Here is a 17795-nt window from a genome sequence, read left to right as displayed (position 1 = left end):
ATGGGGAGAGTAGAGCAGGGACATACTCATGGGTAGGGGGCACGCGAGGAAAGTTACCGGCGGTACGCCCTAGGCTGCTGACGTGGCAGAGGATGCAGAGGACAACGAGGGATCGGGCGAGCGGCGCGAGTACCGCATGGAGGAGCTGGCGCGACTGGCCGGCATCAGCGTGCGCACCCTGCGCTTCTACCGCGAACGCAAGCTGATCCCGCCACCGCGCCGCGAGGGCCGTATCGCCTGGTACGACGACCACCACCTGGCCCGCCTGCGCACGATCACCGCCCTCCTGGAGCGCGGCCACACCCTGAACGGCATAGCGGAGCTGGCCGAGGCCTTCGACCACGGCCGCGACGTCGGCGAACTCCTCGGCATGGAGCCCCCCACCGACGAGACCCCGGTCCGCCTCACCCCCGAGGAGCTCGCCGACCGCTTCGCCGGCGAGGTCACCCCGGAGAACCTGGCCGCGGCGATGGACCTCGGCTACCTCGGCACCGACGGCGAGGAGATCGTCCACATCAGCCGCCGCCTGCTGGACGTCTCCTCCGCGCTGGTCCGCGAGGGCATCCCGCTCGCCGAGGTCCTGCGCGCCGGCAAGGAGGTCCGCACCCACGCGGACGCCCTCGCCGATCTCTTCGCCGGCCTGATCCTGCGTCACGCCCCGGAGGAGGCCCTGCACCGCCTGCGCCCCCTGGCCCGCAGCGTGGTGGACGCGGAGCTGTCCCTGGCCATGGACCGGCGGCTGCGCAAGCAGGACCAGGGGGGCGCCCCCTAGGGGGTGTCCGCAAAGTCGCGTCGTCCGCCCGAAGGGCGGGCCCTGCGGCGTCCGGTGCGTGCTCTCGGTGTGCCGGGCGGACATCCGCGTACTGGTTGTACTCGGGTGTCCGCCCGGTGCGGCGAGAGGGCGTGCCGGGCGTCGCAGGGCAGGCGGGACTTTGCGGGCACCCCCTAGGCCCTGTCGTAGACGACGGTCACCGGTGCGTGGTCCGACCAGCGCTCGGCGTGCGTGGCCGCCCGCTCGACGTACGCCTTGACGGCACGCGCGGCGAGCCCCGGAGTGGCCACCTGGTAGTCGATGCGCCAGCCCGTGTCGTTGTCGAAGGCCCGCCCCCGGTACGACCACCAGCTGTACGGCCCGTCCAGGTCCGGATGCAGGGCCCGTACGACATCGACGTAGCCGCCGTCGGCCGGGTCGTAGACCCGCGAGAGCCACTCCCGCTCCTCCGGCAGGAAGCCGGAGTTCTTGGTGTTGCCCCGCCAGTTCTTCAGGTCGGCCTTGTCGTGGGCGATGTTCCAGTCGCCGCAGACGAGCACCTCCCGCCCCTCGGCGGCGGCCCGCTCGCGCAGCCCCTTGAGGTGGGCGAGGAACTCCCCCATGAACCTGACCTTCTCCTCCTGCCGCTCGGTACCGACCTCCCCGGACGGCAGATACAGCGAGGCGACGGTGAGGCCGGGCAGGTCCATCTCCACGTAGCGCCCACTGCCGTCGAACTCGGCCGACCCGAACCCGACCCGTACGTGATCCGGCTCACGCCGGCTGTACAGCGACACCCCGGCCCGCCCCTTTGCGGCGGCCGGCGCATGCACGACATGCCAGCCCTCGGGCGCCCGCACCGCCTCGGGCAGCTGCTCCGGCTCCGCACGCACCTCCTGCAGGCACAGCACATCGGCGGAGGTCCCGGCGAGCCACTCCACGAAGCCCTTCCTGGCGGCGGCCCGCAGCCCATTGACATTGACGGAGGTCACAGTGAACACCCCGGCACGATACCGGCACACTGGACAGGCCCCTGCCACCACCTCATGGATTGATATACGGTACTCAGCATGAATATCCGCCGGGTCCCCTACGACCACCCCGACGCCGTCAAGCTGAACGACGAGGTCCAGGCCGAGTACCACGTCCGATACGGCGACGGCGGCGACGCCACGCCCATGGACCCCGCGGACTTCCGGCCCCCGAACGGCATCTACCTCATCGCCTACGACGAGAACGACACCCCCGTGGCCTCCGGCGGCTGGCGGACCCAGAACGCCAACGGTGAGGGCAACCGGGACGGCGACGCCGAGCTGAAGCGCATGTACGTGATCGAGCAGATGCGCGGCCGGGGCCTGGCCCGCCGCATCCTGGCCGCCCTGGAGGAGGACGCCCGCGCGGCCGGCCGCCTCCGCATGGTCCTGGAGACGGGCACGAAGCAGCCGGAGGCCATAGCCCTGTACACCTCCAGCGGCTACGAGCCCTGCGAGCCCTTCGGCTACTACCGCTTCCACGAGGACAGCCGCTGCTACGCCAAGCCGCTGCAGCAGCCCACGGCGTAGGCCCGCCAACACGAAGAAGCCCCCGCCGATTTCTCGGCGGGGGCTTTCAGCTGCGGTGGACCTGAGGGGATTTGAACCCCTGGCCCCCTCGATGCGAACGAGGTGCGCTACCGGACTGCGCCACAGGCCCTTGCAACGAGTGAAACTTTAGCATCCCCATCGGGGTGCTCAAAAATCCGTTGTCGGCCGGGGCCGACCTGGGGGTTCGGGCTACTCGTTGGCGGCCCGCCGGTGCTCCCCGTCCTCGTACTGGTCGAACAGCGGGGTACGCCCGCGCTCCCGGGCGCGGCGGGCCGAGGCCGCGCGGCGGACGTCACTGCGGGCGCCGTCGTCCGGCCGGTCGTCGGTGTCCGCCGGGTCCGGCCGGGACGGCTCCGCGGAGGCCGGCGCCTCCTCCGGTGCGACCGCGCTCGACCGGGCCGAGCTCCACGTGTCCGGCGCGCCCAGGTCCACGTCGCTGGTGGCGCGCGGGGCGACCGGGGCCGTCACGTACGTCGGGAGCGGAACGGGGACCGGGTCCCAGCTGTCGCCGCCCTGGCCGGGGCGGCGCTGGCGCTCGCGCTGCTGGTCCACCCACTCGGCGTGGTCGGTCTGCTCGACGAGGGCGCGACGGCCGGCGGCGAGGGCCGAGAGGTCGGGGTCGGGGGCCTGGTCGGGCGCCGGGTGGGAACCGGACGCGGGGCCCTCCGGTTCGTCCGGGTCCGCCTCGTCCACCGCGGCGCGCCTGCGCGGCTGGCGGCTCCGGTCACGCAGGCGCCGGGCCGCGGCCTCGGCCTGTCTGCGGTCCATCTGGTAGGCGAAGCGGCGGCGCTCCTGGGAGCGCAGGTACGCGATGTACGCGCTGAGCAGCACGGCGGGCACCCCCGGCGCCCACAGGAACGCGAGCCCGCCGACCGCCGCGACGATCGCGCCCAGGGTGAACGCGAGGAAGAGCATGGTGGTGGTGCGCCTGCGGCGTGCGAGCACCTTCGAGCGCCGGGCGCGTGCTGCGGCGGCCTGCGCCGCTCGGGCCTTCTGCGCACGCTGGGCGGCTCTCTCGGCCCGTTCGGCTCGCTCGACCCGCTCAGCCTGCTCGGCCCGCTCGGCTCGTTCGGCCCGCTCCGCCCGTTCGGCCGCGGATCCGTGCCGGGCTGCCGGGACCCGCGGGCGGGGCGCCTCGGCGGCGGGGACCCCGCGGGCCGTGCGCTCGCGCGTCCCGTCGGCCGCCGGCTCGGGGCCGGGTTCCGGCTGGGGTACGGACGCCCGGGTCTCCCGGCGGGTCTGGGACACGGCGAAGGCCCGGACGTCCACCGAGTCGGTGACCGCGTCCGGGTCGTGGGCGTCCTGCTCCCCGTCCTCGGCGGAGCGCGCCCGCAGGTCCTTGGCGTACCGGCGCTCCATGCCCGCCCGTCCGGACAGCAGTCGGATGGCGGTGCTGAAGCGTTCCGTCGGACGGGCCTCGTTCAGCTCGTCCTGCCTACGGAGCCACATCGGCACCAAGTAGGCGGCCCAGGCCCCGACGATGACTGCGTAGATGAGGCCGCTGCTGCTCACGCCTCACACGGTAGAGGGGTTTGCATGACGCCATCTGCCAATTGGGCCGGTGTGTCGCACGATCTGGCTGATATTTCGAACTTTTCTTGTGACCGATGCGATCAGCCGACCATCCGGGACGGGAATTCCCCGCCTTGACTCGGTCGCCACCCGATCAATTTCGAACGTTTATTCAATTTCCGGGATGGTGCCGGATACCCGGGTCGCGCCGCTCGTCGCGGGCACGTGCGCGGTGCCAGCGGCTGAGGAGCCCCTCGGGGACTTCCTCCGCCGTGAGCGCGAAGACGAGATGGTCGCGCCAGGCTCCGTCGATGTGGAGATATCGCGGACGCAACCCCTCTTCGCGGAATCCGAGTTTCTCGACGACTCTGCGGCTGGGGCCGTTCTCCGGGCGAATGCAGACCTCGATGCGGTGCAGTCCGACGGTGCGGAAACAGTGGTCGACGACGAGGGCGACCGCCGTCGGCATCACCCCGCGCCCGGCCACCGCCTCGTCCACCCAGTAGCCGACGTGCCCCGAGCACATCGAACCCCAGGTGATCCCGGCGACCGTCAACTGGCCGACGAGACGCCCCTGGTACTCGATGACGAACGGCAGCATCCGGCCCGCGTTCGCCTCCGACCGCAGATGGCGGACCATCTGACGGTAGGTCGGCCGGTGCGCGACCGGACCGGACGGCGTGGGCGGCGGGATGGTCGCCTCCCAGGGCCGCAGCCAGTCGCGGTTGCGCCGGTTGACCTCGCGCCAGGCCCGCTGGTCGCGCAGCTTTATCGGCCGGAGGACGACGTCTCCGTCCACCAGCTCCACGGGCCAGGAGGGGCTGTTCAGCTCGCACCCCCGCTACCCGCGCCGGGTCTGGGGTGGTCCCCGCCGCGCACCTGGTCCACGGCGTGCTTCAACAGGGGCTCCAGTACGGCGAGGCCGTCCTTCACGCCTCCGCTCGAGCCGGGCAGGTTCACGATCAGCGTGCTGCCCGCGACCCCGGCCAGGCCCCGGGACAGCGCCGCCGTCGGCACCTTGTCCCGGCCGTACGCGCGGATGGCCTCCGCGATGCCGGGCACCTCGTGGTCGATCACCCGCCGGGTGGCCTCCGGGGTGCGGTCGGTGGGCGAGATGCCGGTGCCGCCGGTGGTCACGATGACGTCGTACCCCGCCTCGGCACCCGCGCGCAGGGCGGCCTCCACGGGGTCGCCGTCGGGGACGACCTGCGGGCCGTCGACGGCGAAGCCGAAGCGCTTCAGGCCGTCGGCGATCAGCGGGCCGCCCTTGTCCTCGTAGACCCCGGCCGCGGCGCGGTTGGACGCGGTGATCACGAGCGCCCGATAGCTCATGCCCTGCTCCAGTCGCCCGACTTCCCGCCCGTCTTCTCCTCCACCCGCACGTCCGTGATGACCGCCTTCTTGTCGACCGCCTTGACCATGTCGATCACGGTGAGCGCGGCGACCGAGACCGCGGTGAGCGCCTCCATCTCGACGCCCGTGCGGTCCGTGGTCTTCACGGTGGCCGCGATCTCCACCGCGTCGTCCGCGACCGACAGATCCAGTTTCACACCGGACACCGACAACGGGTGGCACAGCGGGATCAGGTCGGGGGTGCGTTTGGCGCCCATGATGCCCGCGATCCGCGCGGTGGCCAGGGCGTCGCCCTTCGGCACGCCCTCGCCGCGCAGCAGCTCGATCACGCGGGGCGAGACCAGGACACGGCCGGTGGCGCGGGCGGTGCGCGCGGTGACGTCCTTACCGGACACGTCGACCATGCGGGCCGCGCCCGCCTCGTCGATGTGGGTCAGGTGATGCTGCTCGGATGGTTCAGAGGATCCGGGGGTCTTCCCCCGGGAAGGCACTGTCATGCTGCTCGGCGCTCCCGGTCCGGGCCCGTCGCGGTGCGGCGCGCGGGCCTGCTGTGCGCGACACGGTACCTCCAAGCGACGGGGCTCAGCCGAGCAGGACCACCTCGACGTCGGTGCCGGGCCGGACGGACTCGACGTCCTCGGGGACGACGATCAGCGCGTTCGCCCGCGCGAGGGCGGCCACCAGGTGGGATCCGGCGCCGCCGACCGGGGTCACGGCGCCGTCGGCGTACCGGCCGCGCAGGAACTGGCGGCGGCCCTTCGGCGAGGTCAGCGGCCCCGGTGCGGACAGTGTCGCGCGGGTTCTCGGCCGGTGGACGTCGGCAAGGCCCATGAGTGTGCGGATGGCGGGGCGGACGAACAGCTCGAAGGAGACGTAGGAGGAGACCGGGTTGCCGGGGAGCGCGAGCAGCGGGGTGTGGTCGGGGCCGATGGAGCCGAAGCCCTGCGGCTTGCCCGGCTGCATGGCGAGCTTGCGGAACTCGACGCCGCTGCCCGGCTCGTCCTCGTCACCGGCGTACGACAGGGCCTCCTTGACGACGTCGTACGCCCCGACGCTCACGCCGCCGGTGGTGACCATCAGGTCGGCGCGGACCAGCTGGTCCTCGATGGCGTCCCGCAGGGTGTCGGCGTCGTCCGCGACCGCGCCCACGCGGTAGGCGATGGCGCCGGCGTCGCGAGCCGCGGCGGTGAGGGCGAAGCTGTTGGAGTCGTAGATCTGACCCGGTCGCAGCTCCTCGTCGGGCTGGACGAGTTCGCTGCCGGTGGAGAGCACCACCACGCGCGGGCGCGGGCGTACCCGCACCGTGCCGCGGCCGATCGCGGCGAGCAGGGAGATCTGCGGCGGGCCGAGCACGGTGCCGGCCTGGAGCGCGCGGTCGCCCGCCTTCACGTCGCTGCCCTTCGCGCGGACATGCGCGCGGGGCTCGGCCGGGCGGTACACCAGCACCTGGCCGGTGGCCGACTCGGGGGCGAGGGCGCGGGCGCGCATGCCGGCGGCCGGTCCTTCTCCAAGGCCGCCGTCGGTCCACTCCACGGGGACGACGGTCTCGGCGCCGGGCGGGAGCGGGGCGCCGGTCATGATGCGGGCGGCCTGGCCGGGGCCCACGTGCAGCAGCTCCGACTGTCCTGCCGCGACGTCCCCGACGACCTCGAGGGCCGCCGGGTAGCGCTCGCTCGCGCCCGCGACGTCCGCGACCCGCACCGCGTACCCGTCCATCGAACTGTTGTCGAAGGGGGGCAGGGAGACCGGGACCGTGATGTCCTCGACCAGGACGCAGCCCTGGGCGTCGAGGAGGTGCAGTTCGATGGGTTCGAGCGGGCGGACGGTGCTGAGGATGTCGTCCAGGTGCTCGTCCACCGACCAGAGGTGGTCCGGGCCTGCGGTGCGGGGCGCGGCAGTGCTCAACTTTGCTGCATCTCCTCGGTGACATAACGGTGGAGCCAGGTCCGGAAGTCCGGGCCCAGGTCTTCACGTTCGCACGCGAGTCTGACAATGGCACGCAGGTAGTCGCCGCGGTCGCCGGTGTCATAGCGGCGGCCCTTGAAGACGACGCCGTGCACCGGGCCGCCGATCTTCTCGTCGGCCGCGAGCTTCTGCAGCGCGTCCGTGAGCTGGATCTCGCCGCCACGGCCGGGCTCGGTCTGCCGCAGTATCTCGAAGACGGCCGGGTCGAGGACGTAACGGCCGATGATGGCGAGGTTGGACGGCGCGTCGGCGGGGTCGGGCTTCTCGACGAGGCCGCCGACCCGGACGACGTCGGCGTCCTCGGTGGTCTCGACGGCGGCGGAGCCGTAGAGGTGGATCTGCTCCCGGGCCACCTCCATGAGGGCGATGACGCTGCCGCCGTACTGCGCCTGCACCTCGATCATCCGCTTCAGCAGCGGGTCGCGCGGGTCGATCAGGTCGTCACCGAGGAGGACCGCGAAGGGCTCGTCGCCGACGTGCGGGGCGGCGCACAGGACGGCGTGGCCGAGGCCCTTGGGGTCGCCCTGGCGGACGTAGTGCATGGTCGCGAGGTCGCTGGACTCCTGGACCTTGGCGAGGCGCTCGGCGTCGCCCTTCTTCTCGAGGGCGGACTCCAGTTCGTAGTTGCGGTCGAAGTGGTCCTCCAGGGGGCGCTTGTTGCGGCCTGTGACCATGAGGACGTCGTCGAGCCCGGCCGTGACGGCCTCTTCGACCACGTACTGGATCGCCGGCTTGTCGACGACCGGCAGCATTTCCTTGGGGGTGGCCTTGGTGGCCGGCAGGAACCGGGTGCCCAGGCCTGCTGCGGGGATGACAGCCTTGCTGATCCGAGGGTGCGACTGAATCATGCCCGACACCATATCCGGTGCGATTGCAGGGAATCTGCCGCTCCGGTTACCTACCGCTCATATGAGCATATTGGAACGGTACGGGGACAATCTTGAGACACAACGACGGCAGCGGAGAGCCTGACAAGCGCGTGTTGCGGCGGGAAATCGCCGCGATGAGGAACAGGTTGACGGCGGATGACGTACGGGAGGCCGCGGCGGCGCTGGCCGGGCAGGCGCTCGCCCTGCCCGAGCTGGCGCAGGCGCGCACGGTGGCGGCGTACGTCTCCGTGGGGAGCGAGCCAGGCACCCGCGCGCTGCTGGACGCGCTGCGCACGCGGGGGGTGCGGGTGCTGCTGCCCGCGCTGCTCCCGGACAACGACCTGGACTGGGGCCTGTACGCGGGCGAGGGCTCCCTCGCGCCCGTCAAGCACGGCGGGAAGATGCATCTCTTCGAACCCGGCGGGGCGCCGCTCGGGCCGGACGCCGTCCTGGAGGCGGATGTCGTGCTGCTGCCGGGCCTCGCCGTCGACAGGCGCGGGATGCGGCTGGGGCGCGGCGGCGGCTCCTACGACCGGGTCCTCGCCCGGCTGGAACGCGCGGGCGCGCACCCGGCGCTGGTGGTGCTGCTCTACGACTCCGAGGTCGTCGAGCGCGTCCCCGAGGAGCCGCACGACCGGCCGGTGCACGCGGCGGTGACGCCTTCGGGGGTACGGCGGTTCGGCTGAGGGTCCCCGGCGACGCGAGCGAAAGGGGCCTCCACGCGCGCGTGGAGGCCCCTTCTCGTGCGGACGGATGCGTGCCGGGCGGGCTTACGGCTTGAGCAGCAGCGTGTCGCTCGTGCTGTCCTCGACCGCCCTGTCGGAGAACGACCAGTCCAGCAGCTCACCCTCGGCCCACTTGTCCGTCTGGTCGACGTAGTGGGCGCTGTAGGCGTGCCCGGAGGCGCCGGTGAGGTTGATCCAGCGGGACTTGTCGAGGTCGCCGAGGTTGACCACCATCCGCATCGACGGCACCCAGACGACGCCGTAGCCGCCCGCGGCGTTCCAGCCGGTCGCGTTGACGGTCGCCTCGCCGCCGCCGAGCTTCCACGGGCCGCGGTTGAGGACCCGCTGGAGGAGACCGGGCCCCTCGGTGCCGAGGGTCTGGTTCTTCAGGAACAGGCGGTGCAGCCGGCCCCAGCTCCAGGTGTCGATGTCCTTGCCGAGCTTGGCGGTCAGCTCCCAGCGGGCGTCGATCATGGCGCGCTTGAACAGCTCGTCACGGTTCTCCGCGGGGGGACGGGTGCCCGCCTTGGGGGTCTTCCACCAGTCGCTGTCCTCGTCGTCCATCAGATTGCGGACGACCTCGAACCAGCGGTCGCCGCCGTCCGGCTGCGCCTGGTCCGGCTCGCGCTGGCCGCACTCGCGGACCTTGCCGGCCTCGTCGGCGGGCCCGGTGGTGTTGACCGGGTCGACCCACAGGCACTGGCCCTCGACCCGCAGCTCCTTGGGCAGCTTGTTGCCGAAGGCCAGCTTGAGGATGTTGCGCCACACCGAGTTGAAGTACGCGGCGGCGGCCGAGTCGGCGTCCTGGGTGTAGTCCCAGCCCTCCAGCAGCTTCTGCGCCTCGCGGACGTCCTTGTCCCCAGTGTCGATCTTGAGCAGCTCGGGCACCAGCAGCTTGGCGATGGAGCTCTGGTTGTCCAGCTGCATCTGCCGCATGTCGTCGGTGGAGATCTTGCCGCCGTCCTTGATCTTCGACTGGATCAGGTCGGTGATGCGCTGGCTGCGGGCGCCGTAGCCCCAGTCGGTGGTCAGCGTGTACGGGTAGTCCTTGCCGACGACGGCCTGGTTGGCGGTGACGATGTAGCCGCGCTCGGGGTTGTACTCGTAGGGCAGCGCGTCCTGGTCGATCCAGCCGGTCCAGCGGTAGTCGGAGTCCCAGCCGGGGGCCGGGATCGAGCCGTCGTGCTTCTGCGCCCGCGTGGGGATCTTCCCGGGCAGGGTGTAGCCGATGTTGTCGTCGGTGTCCGCGTAGATCAGGTTCTGCGAGGGCACCTCGAACAGCTGGGCGGCCTCGCGGAAGTCGTCCCAGTTCTTCGCGCGGTTCATGGCGAAGACGGAGTCCATGGTGCGGCCGGGGTCCAGGGCGGTCCAGCGCAGGGCGACGCCGTAGCCGTCGCCGCGGTCGGGGGCGGCGCTGTCGACGGTGGCCTTCTTGCCGACCTTCACCAGTTCGTCGCTGCGGTCGGACAGCAGGGGGCCGTTGTCGGTCTCCCGGACGACGATCTTCTCGGCCCGGCCGCCGGCGACCTCGATGGTCTCCTCGCGCGTCCTGAACGGCTTGATCTTGCCGTCGACCTGGTAGCCGTCGCCGGTGATCTTCTCCAGGTAGAGGTCCGTGACGTCGACGCCGGAGTTGGTCAGGCCCCAGGCGATGTCCTGGTTGTGGCCGATGACCACGCCGGGCATGCCCGCGAAGGTGTAGCCGGCGACGTCGTACTGGCACTTGGCCGAGACGCTGCGGCAGTGCAGGCCCATCTGGTACCAGACGGACGGCAGCGAGGCCGACAGGTGCGGGTCGTTGGCGAGCAGCGGCTTGCCGGTGATGGTGTGGTCGCCGGAGACGACCCAGGAGTTGGAGCCGATGCCGTCGCCGTTGATGCCGACGGCGGTGGGCAGGTCCTCCAGGACCTCCTGGAGACCGGTGAGCTGGCTCTCCAGCGCGGATCCGCCGGTGCCGGAGCCGGTGCCGGTTCCGGTGCCTGCGCCTGTCCCGGTCCCGGTGCCCGTGCCGGTCCCGGTGCCCGTGCCGGTTCCGGTGCCCGTCCCTGTTCCGGTTCCGGTGCCCGTGCCGCCCGTGCCCTCGCCCTGCTCGTACGTCCCGGTGAGCTCGTTGTACTGGCCCTCCTGGATGACCGGCTTGTTCCGGCCGTACGGGTACTCCGGGTACAGGTCGGCGATCTGCTGGGGGCCGAGGCGGCTGGTCATCAGGGCGCGGTCGATCTCGTCCTGCATGTTGCCGCGCAGGTCCCAGGCCATCGCCTTCAGCCACGCCACGGAGTCGACCGGCGTCCATGCCCCGGGCTTGTAGTCGTTCTCGAAGCCCAGTGCCGCGTACTCCAGGGAGATCTCCTCGCCCTCCTTGCCGTCCAGGTAGGCGTTGACCCCCTTGGCGTACGCCTGGAGGTACTTCTTCGTCTCCGGGGAGAGCTTCTCGTCGTACTCCTCCTGCGCGATCCGGTGCCAGCCGAGCGTGCGCAGGAACTCGTCGCTGTCGATCTGGCTCTTGCCGAACATCTCCGACAGGCGCCCGGCGGTCATGTGCCGGCGGACGTCCATCTCGTAGAACCGGTCCTGCGCCTGGACGTAGCCCTGCGCCATGAAGAGGTCCTCGTCGGAGGACGCGTAGATCTGCGGGATGCCGTGCCCGTCGCGCTTGACGTCGACGGTGCCGCTGAGGCCCTGCAGGGTGATCGAGCCCTTGGTCTGCGGGAAGGAGGCCCGCACGGTGCTGATGGACCAGTACGCCCCGTAGACCACACCGCCGATCAGGGCCAGCACCAGGACGAGCACGATCAGACGGGCTTTGCGACCCCTTTTCCTGCTTTTCCTGCCGGACGTGCCGGGCTGCTGACCCGTGGAGGCGGTGGTGTCGGTGGGCATCGCTGTCCTTGCTGTCCTAACGCGAGCGGCAGGTCGGGCTGTGCTTTTAACTGAGCGCTGGAGCAACGATAGGCGCAGGGCCTCGTGCCCCTGGACGGGGAGTCGGGAACCGGCCCGGACCGGCGTTCGATGCTGCCCCCGCGAGCGTCAAGAAATCGTCAAGAGTTAGGTAAGGTAACGAAGTAGTTTGCCAGGGAAGGGAACGGCCGCTGACTGTCCACCACCTCAACCAGCTCCTGCTCGTCTGCTCGCTCGTCCTGCTCGTCGCCGTCGCAGCGGTCCGGATCTCCTCGCGCAGCGGGCTCCCCAGCCTGCTCGTCTACCTGGGCATCGGCATCGCCATGGGCCAGGACGGCATCGGCGACATCCACTTCGACAACGCCGAGCTGACGCAGGTCATCGGGTACGCGGCGCTGGTCGTGATCCTGGCCGAAGGTGGTCTGGGCACCAAGTGGAAAGAGATCAGACCCGCCCTGCCCGCGGCCTCCGCGCTGGCCCTGGCCGGCGTCGCGGTCAGCGTCGGCCTCACGGCGACGGCCGCGCACTACCTGATCGGGCTGGAGTGGCGTCAGGCGCTCATCATCGGCGCGGTGGTGTCCTCGACCGACGCCGCGGCCGTCTTCTCGGTGCTGCGCAGGATCCCCCTCCCGGCCCGTGTGACGGGCACGCTGGAGGCCGAGTCCGGCTTCAACGACGCTCCCGTGGTCATCCTGGTGGTCTCCTTCTCCACGGCCGGACCCATCGACCACTGGTACGTCCTGCTCGGTGTCATAGCGATGGAGCTGGCCATCGGCGCCGCGATCGGCGTCACGGTGGGCTGGCTCGGCGCCTGGGGGCTGCGCCATGTGGCCCTGCCCGCCTCCGGCCTGTACCCGATCGCCGTGATGGCCATCGCCGTCGGCGCCTACGCGGCCGGCGCCATGGCCCACGGCAGCGGATTCCTCGCGGTCTATCTCGCCTCGATGGTGCTGGGCAACGCCCGGCTGCCGCACTGGCCGGCCACCCGCGGCTTCGCCGAGGGGCTCGGCTGGATCGCCCAGATCGGCATGTTCGTCCTGCTCGGCCTGCTGGTCACGCCGAGTGAGCTGGGCGACGACATCGTGCCCGCACTGGTCATCGGGCTGGTGCTGACCATGGCGGCCCGGCCGCTCAGCGTCGTGCTGTGCCTGCTGCCGTTCCGGGTGCCCTGGCGGGAGCAGACGCTGATGTCCTGGGCGGGGCTGCGCGGAGCCGTGCCCATCATCCTGGCGACGATCCCGATGGTGGAGGGCGTCGCCGCCAGCCGGAAGATCTTCAACATCGTCTTCGTCCTGGTCGTCGTCTACACCCTCATCCAGGGGCCGACGCTGCCGTGGCTGGCCCGCAAGCTGCATCTGGGCCAGGAGGACGAGGCCGCCGACCTCGGCATCGAGTCCGCGCCCCTGGAGCGGCTGCGCGGGCACCTGCTGTCGGTCGCCATCCCCGAGGGGTCGAGGATGCACGGTGTGGAGGTGGCCGAGCTGCGCCTGCCGGCCGGTTCCGCCGTCACCCTCATCGTCCGCGACGGGAAGTCGTTCGTGCCGCTCCCGACGACCGTGCTGCGGCGCGGCGACGAGCTCCTGGTGGTCGCCACCGACCCGGTACGGGACGCCGCCGAACGGCGCCTGCGCGCGGTCGGCCACGGCGGCAAGCTGGCCGGCTGGCTCGGGACCGACGGCGGGGAGAACGGGCGCGCCCCTTGATCCCTGTAGGTCCCTGTACCATGCAGAGGAACCCAGATCAAACCAACTCTGCCTGATGCAGAGCTGGCGCGACCGTATGGCGGCCGGCACGCCCTGAGCTGTGGCACCGGTATCTACCGCAGTCAGCGCAAGAGGACAGCTCTCGGCGCGCCCGCACAACGGGCCTGCGCTACCAGGCAGCAGAAAGGCACGGGCCGTGGCATCCACGGTCACCACGTCGAAGAACTCGGCTGCTGCCACCTCCCGCCCGGGATACGGCCGCCTGCTGCGCACGCGCGGCGCCTGGACGTTCCTGCTCCCCGGCTTCGCGGCACGCCAGCCGTTCGCGATGCTGACCCTCTCCATCGTGCTGCTGGTGCAGCACACCACCGGCTCCTACGGCGCGGCCGGCGCCGTAGCGGCCGCCACCGGCGTCTCCATGGCGCTGTTCGCCCCCTACAGCGGCCGGCTCGCCGACCGGTACGGGCAGCGCGCCGTGCTGATCCCCGGCGTCCTGGTGCACACCGCGGCGGGCCTCACCCTGACCGCGCTCGCGCTGTCCGACGCCCCTCTGTGGGCGCTGTTCGCCGCCGCCGTGCCCACGGGCGCCTCGGTGCCGCAGATCGGGCCCATGGTGCGCGCGCGCTGGGGCGTGACGCTCAAGGGCTCTCCGCTGATGACCACCGCGGCGGCCTTCGAGTCCGTCACCGACGAGCTGACCTTCGTGGTGGGCCCGCTGCTGGCCACTGCGCTGTGCACGGCCGTCGACCCGGCCGCCGGCCTGGTCACCGAGGCCGCGCTGACGCTGATCGGCGGTCTGCTGTTCGCCGCCCAGAAGCGCACCCAGCCGCCGGTCGGCGTCGACGGGCACGCACGCGTGGAGCACGCCTCCGCGCTGCGTGTCCCCGGAGTACGGGTGCTGATCGTGACGTTCCTCGGCATCGGTTCCGTCTTCGGCGGCATGCAGGTGTCCCTGGCCGCGTTCACGGAGTCGATCGGCGAACCCGGACTCAACGGGGTGCTGTACGGCGTGTTCGCCGCGGGCAACATGCTCTCCGGGATCGCCTGCGGCGCCATCGCCTGGAAGGTGGCTCCGCAGCGGCGCCTCGTCCTCGGGTACGCGGCGCTCGCGCTGACCGCGTCGGCCCTGTGGACGGCCCACTCGGCCCTCCTGCTCGCCGGGCTCGGCCTGCTGGTCGGCATGTGCATCGCGCCCGCCCTGATCACCGGCTACACGATCGTCGAGGACCTGGTGCCGGCGGGGGCCCGCACCGAGGCGTTCACCTGGCTCACCGGCGCGGTCGCGCTCGGCCAGGCGGCCGCCGTCACCCTCGCCGGACAGCTGGAGGACCGGCTGTGGAGCGGCGCCGGGTTCCTGGTGCCGATGGGCGGGACCGTACTCGCCCTGGTGACCCTCCTGGCCCTGCGGTCACGGCTGGTGCCGGCCCCGCGCGGGCGCACCGTCGCACGTGGCGTCGGTCACCGCTCGCCCGTCGCAGTGGACTGAACGCTGGGAATGAGTCACTATGGTTCGTCGTTAGCACTCATCGAGTGAGAGTGCCAGGAGGAAGACAGTGCCCACCTATCAGTACCAGTGCACCGAGTGCGGCGAGGGCCTCGAGGCGGTGCAGAAGTTCACCGACGACGCCCTGACCGAGTGCCCCAGCTGCAAGGGTCGCCTGAAGAAGGTGTTCTCGGCGGTCGGCATTGTCTTCAAGGGCTCCGGCTTCTACCGCAACGACAGCCGCGGCTCGTCCTCGAGCAGCTCCCCGGCGTCGAAGTCGTCGACCTCGTCGTCCTCTTCCTCGGACTCCGGGTCGAGCTCGTCCTCGTCGTCCTCCTCCTCGTCCTCGACGAGCAGCAGCTCCACCAGCACCACCGCCGCGTAAGGCCGCACAGCTGCGGGACCCCGTCGTCGTACGACCACGACGACGGGGTCTTCGGCGTTCGTGGGGGCGGTTAGGGTGCGGAGCATGGCGAACACGGCGAACGCTTCCGTGCCGGCGGCCGAGATCGGTGTGATCGGCGGCTCCGGCTTCTACTCCTTCCTCGACGACGTCACCGAGGTCCAGGTGGACACCCCCTACGGGGCGCCCAGCGACTCCCTCTTCCTCGGCGAGGTGGCCGGCCGGCGGGTCGCCTTCCTCCCCCGGCACGGGCGCGGCCACCATCTGCCGCCGCACCGGATCAACTACCGGGCCAACCTGTGGGCGCTGCGCTCGGTGGGCGTGCGCCAGGTCCTCGGACCGTGCGCGGTGGGCGGACTGCGCCCCGAGTACGGGCCGGGCACGCTGCTGGTCCCGGACCAGCTGGTGGACCGTACGAAGTCCCGGGTCGGCACCTACTTCGACGGACTGCCGCTGCCCGACGGCACCGTGCCGAACGTGGTGCACGTGTCGCTGGCCGACCCCTACTGCCCGACCGGCCGGGCGGCGGCGCTGAAGGCGGCGCGCGGGCGCGGCTGGGAGGCGGTGGACGGGGGCACGCTGGTCGTGGTCGAGGGGCCGCGCTTCTCCACCCGTGCGGAGTCGCTGTGGCACCAGGCGCAGGGCTGGTCGGTGGTCGGCATGACCGGCCACCCCGAGGCGGCGCTCGCCCGTGAGCTGGAGCTCTGCTACACCTCCCTGACCCTGGTCACCGATCTGGACGCGGGCGCGGAGACCGGCGAGGGCGTCTCGCACGACGAGGTGCTGCGGGTGTTCGCGGCGAACGTGGACCGGCTGCGGGGGGTGCTGTTCGACGCGGTGGCTGCGCTGCCGGTCAGCGAGGAGCGTGACTGTCTGTGCAGGTCGGCGCTCGGGGGGATGGATCCGGGGTTCGTGCTGCCGTAGGCGTGGGGCGTGAGGTTGGCGGGGATGTGGAACGGCTCGTTCGGGTGAGCGGGTTGTCCACAGGCCGGCGTGCGTCCACAGGGCCCTGCGGGGAGCGGCGCGAGGCCGCATCGTGGGGGTCGCAAGCCGATCCCTCGTCGCCAGGTGGTGGTCCCCGTGTCGTCTCGTTCCTCCTCGCTCTGCTCCTCCGCTCCCGCGGGCCTCGCGCCCATGCCTCCCGGCGCGGACGTCCCTCCGCCCTGCGAGGTGCCGCACTTCGCTCCGGTGCGGGTGCGCGTCGGGCTGCTGCGGTCCCCCCGGCTGGTACGGCACAGGAGGCGGGCCGTGGCCGTGGGTCTCGCGGTGACGGCGGCGGCGCTCGTCGCGGCGGGGCCCCGTGACACCGACCGGTCGCGCGGGCACCCCGACCGTTCGCCGTCCGCCCGCGCGGCCTCCGCGGCCACGGGCGAGCGTGCCGCGCTGCGGGCGCGGCGCGCGGGCGCGCTGGTCACGGCGCCCGTGCGGATCGCCGACGCGGCCACGGTCCGGCTGCTGCGGCCGGGCGACCGCGTCGACGTGATCGCCGCCGAGGAGACGGCGACCGGCGGTGAGGCCCGCGTGGTCGCCCGCGGGGCGCGGGTGAGCGAGGTCCCGGAACCGGTGGAGGAGGGGCCGGGTGAGGGCGGTGCGCTGGTGGTGCTCTCCGTGCCGCGTGCCGTGGCGGCCGGCCTCGCCGGCGCGAGCGCCACGGCACGGCTGGCGGTGACCCTGTGCTGAACGGTCGTGCTCTCCCGACTTCTCATGCCTTTTCGATCTCTGCCCGGGTGTCAAGTCCCCCGTGGGAGCGACGCGATTGGACAGGTCCGCACGCCGTTGACGTAGGTTGCGGAGCGTTTTGTTGCACGCACCGCGTACGTGAGATGGGGCCTCGAGGTGAGCGAGAAGAAGGAATCCGTGTGGCAGGGCTTCAAGGCCTTCCTGATGCGCGGAAACGTCGTCGATCTGGCCGTCGCGGTGGTGATCGGCGCGGCCTTCACCAACATCGTCAACGCGGTCGTGAAGGGCGTGATCAACCCGCTGGTCGGCGCCTTCGGCACCAAGAACCTGGACAGCTACAGCTCCTGCCTCAAGGGCCCCTGCGAGGGCACCGGCGACGCGGCCACGGGGGTGCGGATCCTGTGGGGTTCGGTGCTCGGTGCCACGCTCCAGTTCGTGATCACCGCGGCGGTCGTGTACTTCCTGATGGTGCTGCCGATGGCGAAGTATCTGGCCCGGGTGGAGGACCGCAGGAAGGCGAGGGAGGGCGCGAAGGAGCTCGTCGAGGTGACGGAGCTCGAGGTGCTCAAGGAGATCCGCGACGAACTGGTCTCGCAGCGCGGGGCGGGCCGAGGAGAGGCGTAGCCGGGCGTCAGATGTGGTGGGGCGGCTTCTCGTCGAGGAAACGCCTGAGATCGGACGCGCTGTCGCCGGACGGACGCTCGCCCCACCCGCGGTCGGTGTCGTCCGAGGTCTGCTGGTCCAGCGGATCGTCGAAGACCAGCGCGGGCTTCGGCTCGCGCGGCTCGGGATCGGGGGCAGTGCTCATACGTCCCAGGGTACGGCCCTGGGACGGGGTGCCCGGAGCGGTGCCTGCCCGGTGCTTGCACG

General features: G+C 71.8%; 18 protein-coding genes and 1 tRNA gene. 9 read left to right on the top strand and 10 right to left on the bottom strand.

Going from position 1 to position 17795, the window contains the following annotated elements; all coding sequences use genetic code 11:
* Nucleotides 1-136 precede the first annotated feature (136 nt).
* The gene (locus AB0412_RS19970) at nucleotides 137-772 is read left to right on the top strand and encodes a MerR family transcriptional regulator (protein ID WP_366403941.1); all 636 of its coding nucleotides are present in this window, start codon (nucleotides 137-139) and stop codon (nucleotides 770-772) included.
* A gap of 173 nt (nucleotides 773-945) precedes the next feature.
* Here AB0412_RS19970 and AB0412_RS19965 read toward each other — a convergent pair whose 3' ends face one another.
* Nucleotides 946-1752 carry an exodeoxyribonuclease III gene (locus tag AB0412_RS19965; RefSeq protein WP_366403895.1) on the bottom strand — a complete coding sequence of 269 codons (807 nt, stop codon included), beginning with the start codon at nucleotides 1750-1752 and terminating at the stop codon, nucleotides 946-948.
* Between the two features lie 69 nt (nucleotides 1753-1821).
* Between AB0412_RS19965 and AB0412_RS19960 the strand changes: the two genes are divergently transcribed.
* Complete coding sequence (locus AB0412_RS19960; RefSeq protein WP_366403894.1) at nucleotides 1822-2313, top strand: GNAT family N-acetyltransferase; 492 nt, start codon at nucleotides 1822-1824, stop codon at nucleotides 2311-2313.
* Nucleotides 2314-2369: 56 nt separating this feature from the next.
* On the opposite strand, the gene AB0412_RS19955 is transcribed toward AB0412_RS19960, so the two are convergent.
* The 7 genes from AB0412_RS19955 to galU form a co-directional block, all read right to left on the bottom strand.
* Nucleotides 2370-2443: transfer RNA gene (locus AB0412_RS19955), tRNA-Ala, on the bottom strand.
* Nucleotides 2444-2523: 80 nt separating this feature from the next.
* The gene (gene glpR / locus AB0412_RS19950) at nucleotides 2524-3846 is read right to left on the bottom strand and encodes a gephyrin-like molybdotransferase receptor GlpR (RefSeq protein WP_366403893.1); all 1323 of its coding nucleotides are present in this window, start codon (nucleotides 3844-3846) and stop codon (nucleotides 2524-2526) included.
* A 172-nt stretch (nucleotides 3847-4018) separates the two neighbouring features.
* Nucleotides 4019-4654 carry a GNAT family protein gene (locus AB0412_RS19945; RefSeq protein ID WP_366403892.1) on the bottom strand — a complete coding sequence of 212 codons (636 nt, stop codon included), beginning with the start codon at nucleotides 4652-4654 and terminating at the stop codon, nucleotides 4019-4021.
* A 17-nt stretch (nucleotides 4655-4671) separates the two neighbouring features.
* A complete protein-coding gene (locus AB0412_RS19940; RefSeq protein ID WP_366403891.1) occupies nucleotides 4672-5178 on the bottom strand; it encodes a MogA/MoaB family molybdenum cofactor biosynthesis protein in 507 nt (168 codons plus the stop codon).
* Entirely contained in the window at nucleotides 5175-5696 is a 522-nt protein-coding gene (gene moaC / locus AB0412_RS19935; protein ID WP_366403890.1) for a cyclic pyranopterin monophosphate synthase MoaC, read from the bottom strand. The genes AB0412_RS19940 and moaC overlap by 4 nt, the downstream gene beginning before the upstream one ends.
* Before the next feature lie 85 nt (nucleotides 5697-5781).
* Nucleotides 5782-7104, bottom strand: a complete 1323-nt coding sequence (gene glp / locus AB0412_RS19930) for a gephyrin-like molybdotransferase Glp (RefSeq protein ID WP_366403889.1) — start codon at nucleotides 7102-7104, stop codon at nucleotides 5782-5784.
* Nucleotides 7101-8012 (bottom strand): UTP--glucose-1-phosphate uridylyltransferase GalU, encoded by a 912-nt coding sequence (gene galU / locus AB0412_RS19925; RefSeq protein WP_366403888.1) that lies wholly within the window; start codon nucleotides 8010-8012, stop codon nucleotides 7101-7103. Before galU ends, glp begins: the two co-directional genes overlap by 4 nt.
* Nucleotides 8013-8104: 92 nt before the next feature.
* Between galU and AB0412_RS19920 the strand changes: the two genes are divergently transcribed.
* Complete coding sequence (locus AB0412_RS19920) at nucleotides 8105-8719, top strand: 5-formyltetrahydrofolate cyclo-ligase (protein WP_366403887.1); 615 nt, start codon at nucleotides 8105-8107, stop codon at nucleotides 8717-8719.
* Nucleotides 8720-8803: 84 nt separating this feature from the next.
* Here AB0412_RS19920 and AB0412_RS19915 read toward each other — a convergent pair whose 3' ends face one another.
* Nucleotides 8804-11638 carry a penicillin acylase family protein gene (locus AB0412_RS19915; protein ID WP_366403886.1) on the bottom strand — a complete coding sequence of 945 codons (2835 nt, stop codon included), beginning with the start codon at nucleotides 11636-11638 and terminating at the stop codon, nucleotides 8804-8806.
* A 209-nt stretch (nucleotides 11639-11847) separates the two neighbouring features.
* Between AB0412_RS19915 and AB0412_RS19910 the strand changes: the two genes are divergently transcribed.
* From AB0412_RS19910 to mscL, 6 genes are all read left to right on the top strand, one after another.
* Nucleotides 11848-13359, top strand: a complete 1512-nt coding sequence (locus tag AB0412_RS19910; protein ID WP_366403940.1) for a potassium/proton antiporter — start codon at nucleotides 11848-11850, stop codon at nucleotides 13357-13359.
* 196 nt (nucleotides 13360-13555) lie between these two features.
* The gene (locus AB0412_RS19905; protein ID WP_366403885.1) at nucleotides 13556-14845 is read left to right on the top strand and encodes an MFS transporter; all 1290 of its coding nucleotides are present in this window, start codon (nucleotides 13556-13558) and stop codon (nucleotides 14843-14845) included.
* A gap of 67 nt (nucleotides 14846-14912) precedes the next feature.
* Nucleotides 14913-15227 (top strand): FmdB family zinc ribbon protein, encoded by a 315-nt coding sequence (locus AB0412_RS19900; RefSeq protein WP_366403884.1) that lies wholly within the window; start codon nucleotides 14913-14915, stop codon nucleotides 15225-15227.
* 84 nt (nucleotides 15228-15311) lie between these two features.
* The gene (locus tag AB0412_RS19895) at nucleotides 15312-16169 is read left to right on the top strand and encodes an S-methyl-5'-thioadenosine phosphorylase (protein ID WP_366403883.1); all 858 of its coding nucleotides are present in this window, start codon (nucleotides 15312-15314) and stop codon (nucleotides 16167-16169) included.
* A gap of 210 nt (nucleotides 16170-16379) precedes the next feature.
* Complete coding sequence (locus tag AB0412_RS19890; protein WP_366403939.1) at nucleotides 16380-16925, top strand: hypothetical protein; 546 nt, start codon at nucleotides 16380-16382, stop codon at nucleotides 16923-16925.
* 156 nt (nucleotides 16926-17081) lie between these two features.
* Entirely contained in the window at nucleotides 17082-17549 is a 468-nt protein-coding gene (gene mscL, locus AB0412_RS19885) for a large conductance mechanosensitive channel protein MscL (protein ID WP_366403882.1), read from the top strand.
* A 7-nt stretch (nucleotides 17550-17556) separates the two neighbouring features.
* On the opposite strand, the gene AB0412_RS19880 is transcribed toward mscL, so the two are convergent.
* Nucleotides 17557-17733 (bottom strand): hypothetical protein, encoded by a 177-nt coding sequence (locus tag AB0412_RS19880; protein ID WP_366403881.1) that lies wholly within the window; start codon nucleotides 17731-17733, stop codon nucleotides 17557-17559.
* Nucleotides 17734-17795 lie beyond the last annotated feature (62 nt).

Source organism: Streptomyces sp. NPDC052012 (genome assembly GCF_040689265.1).
In the GTDB taxonomy this organism is placed as follows: domain Bacteria; phylum Actinomycetota; class Actinomycetes; order Streptomycetales; family Streptomycetaceae; genus Streptomyces.
The sequence above is the reverse complement of the archived record's forward strand: the minus strand, read 5'-3'. Positions and strand labels throughout refer to the sequence as shown.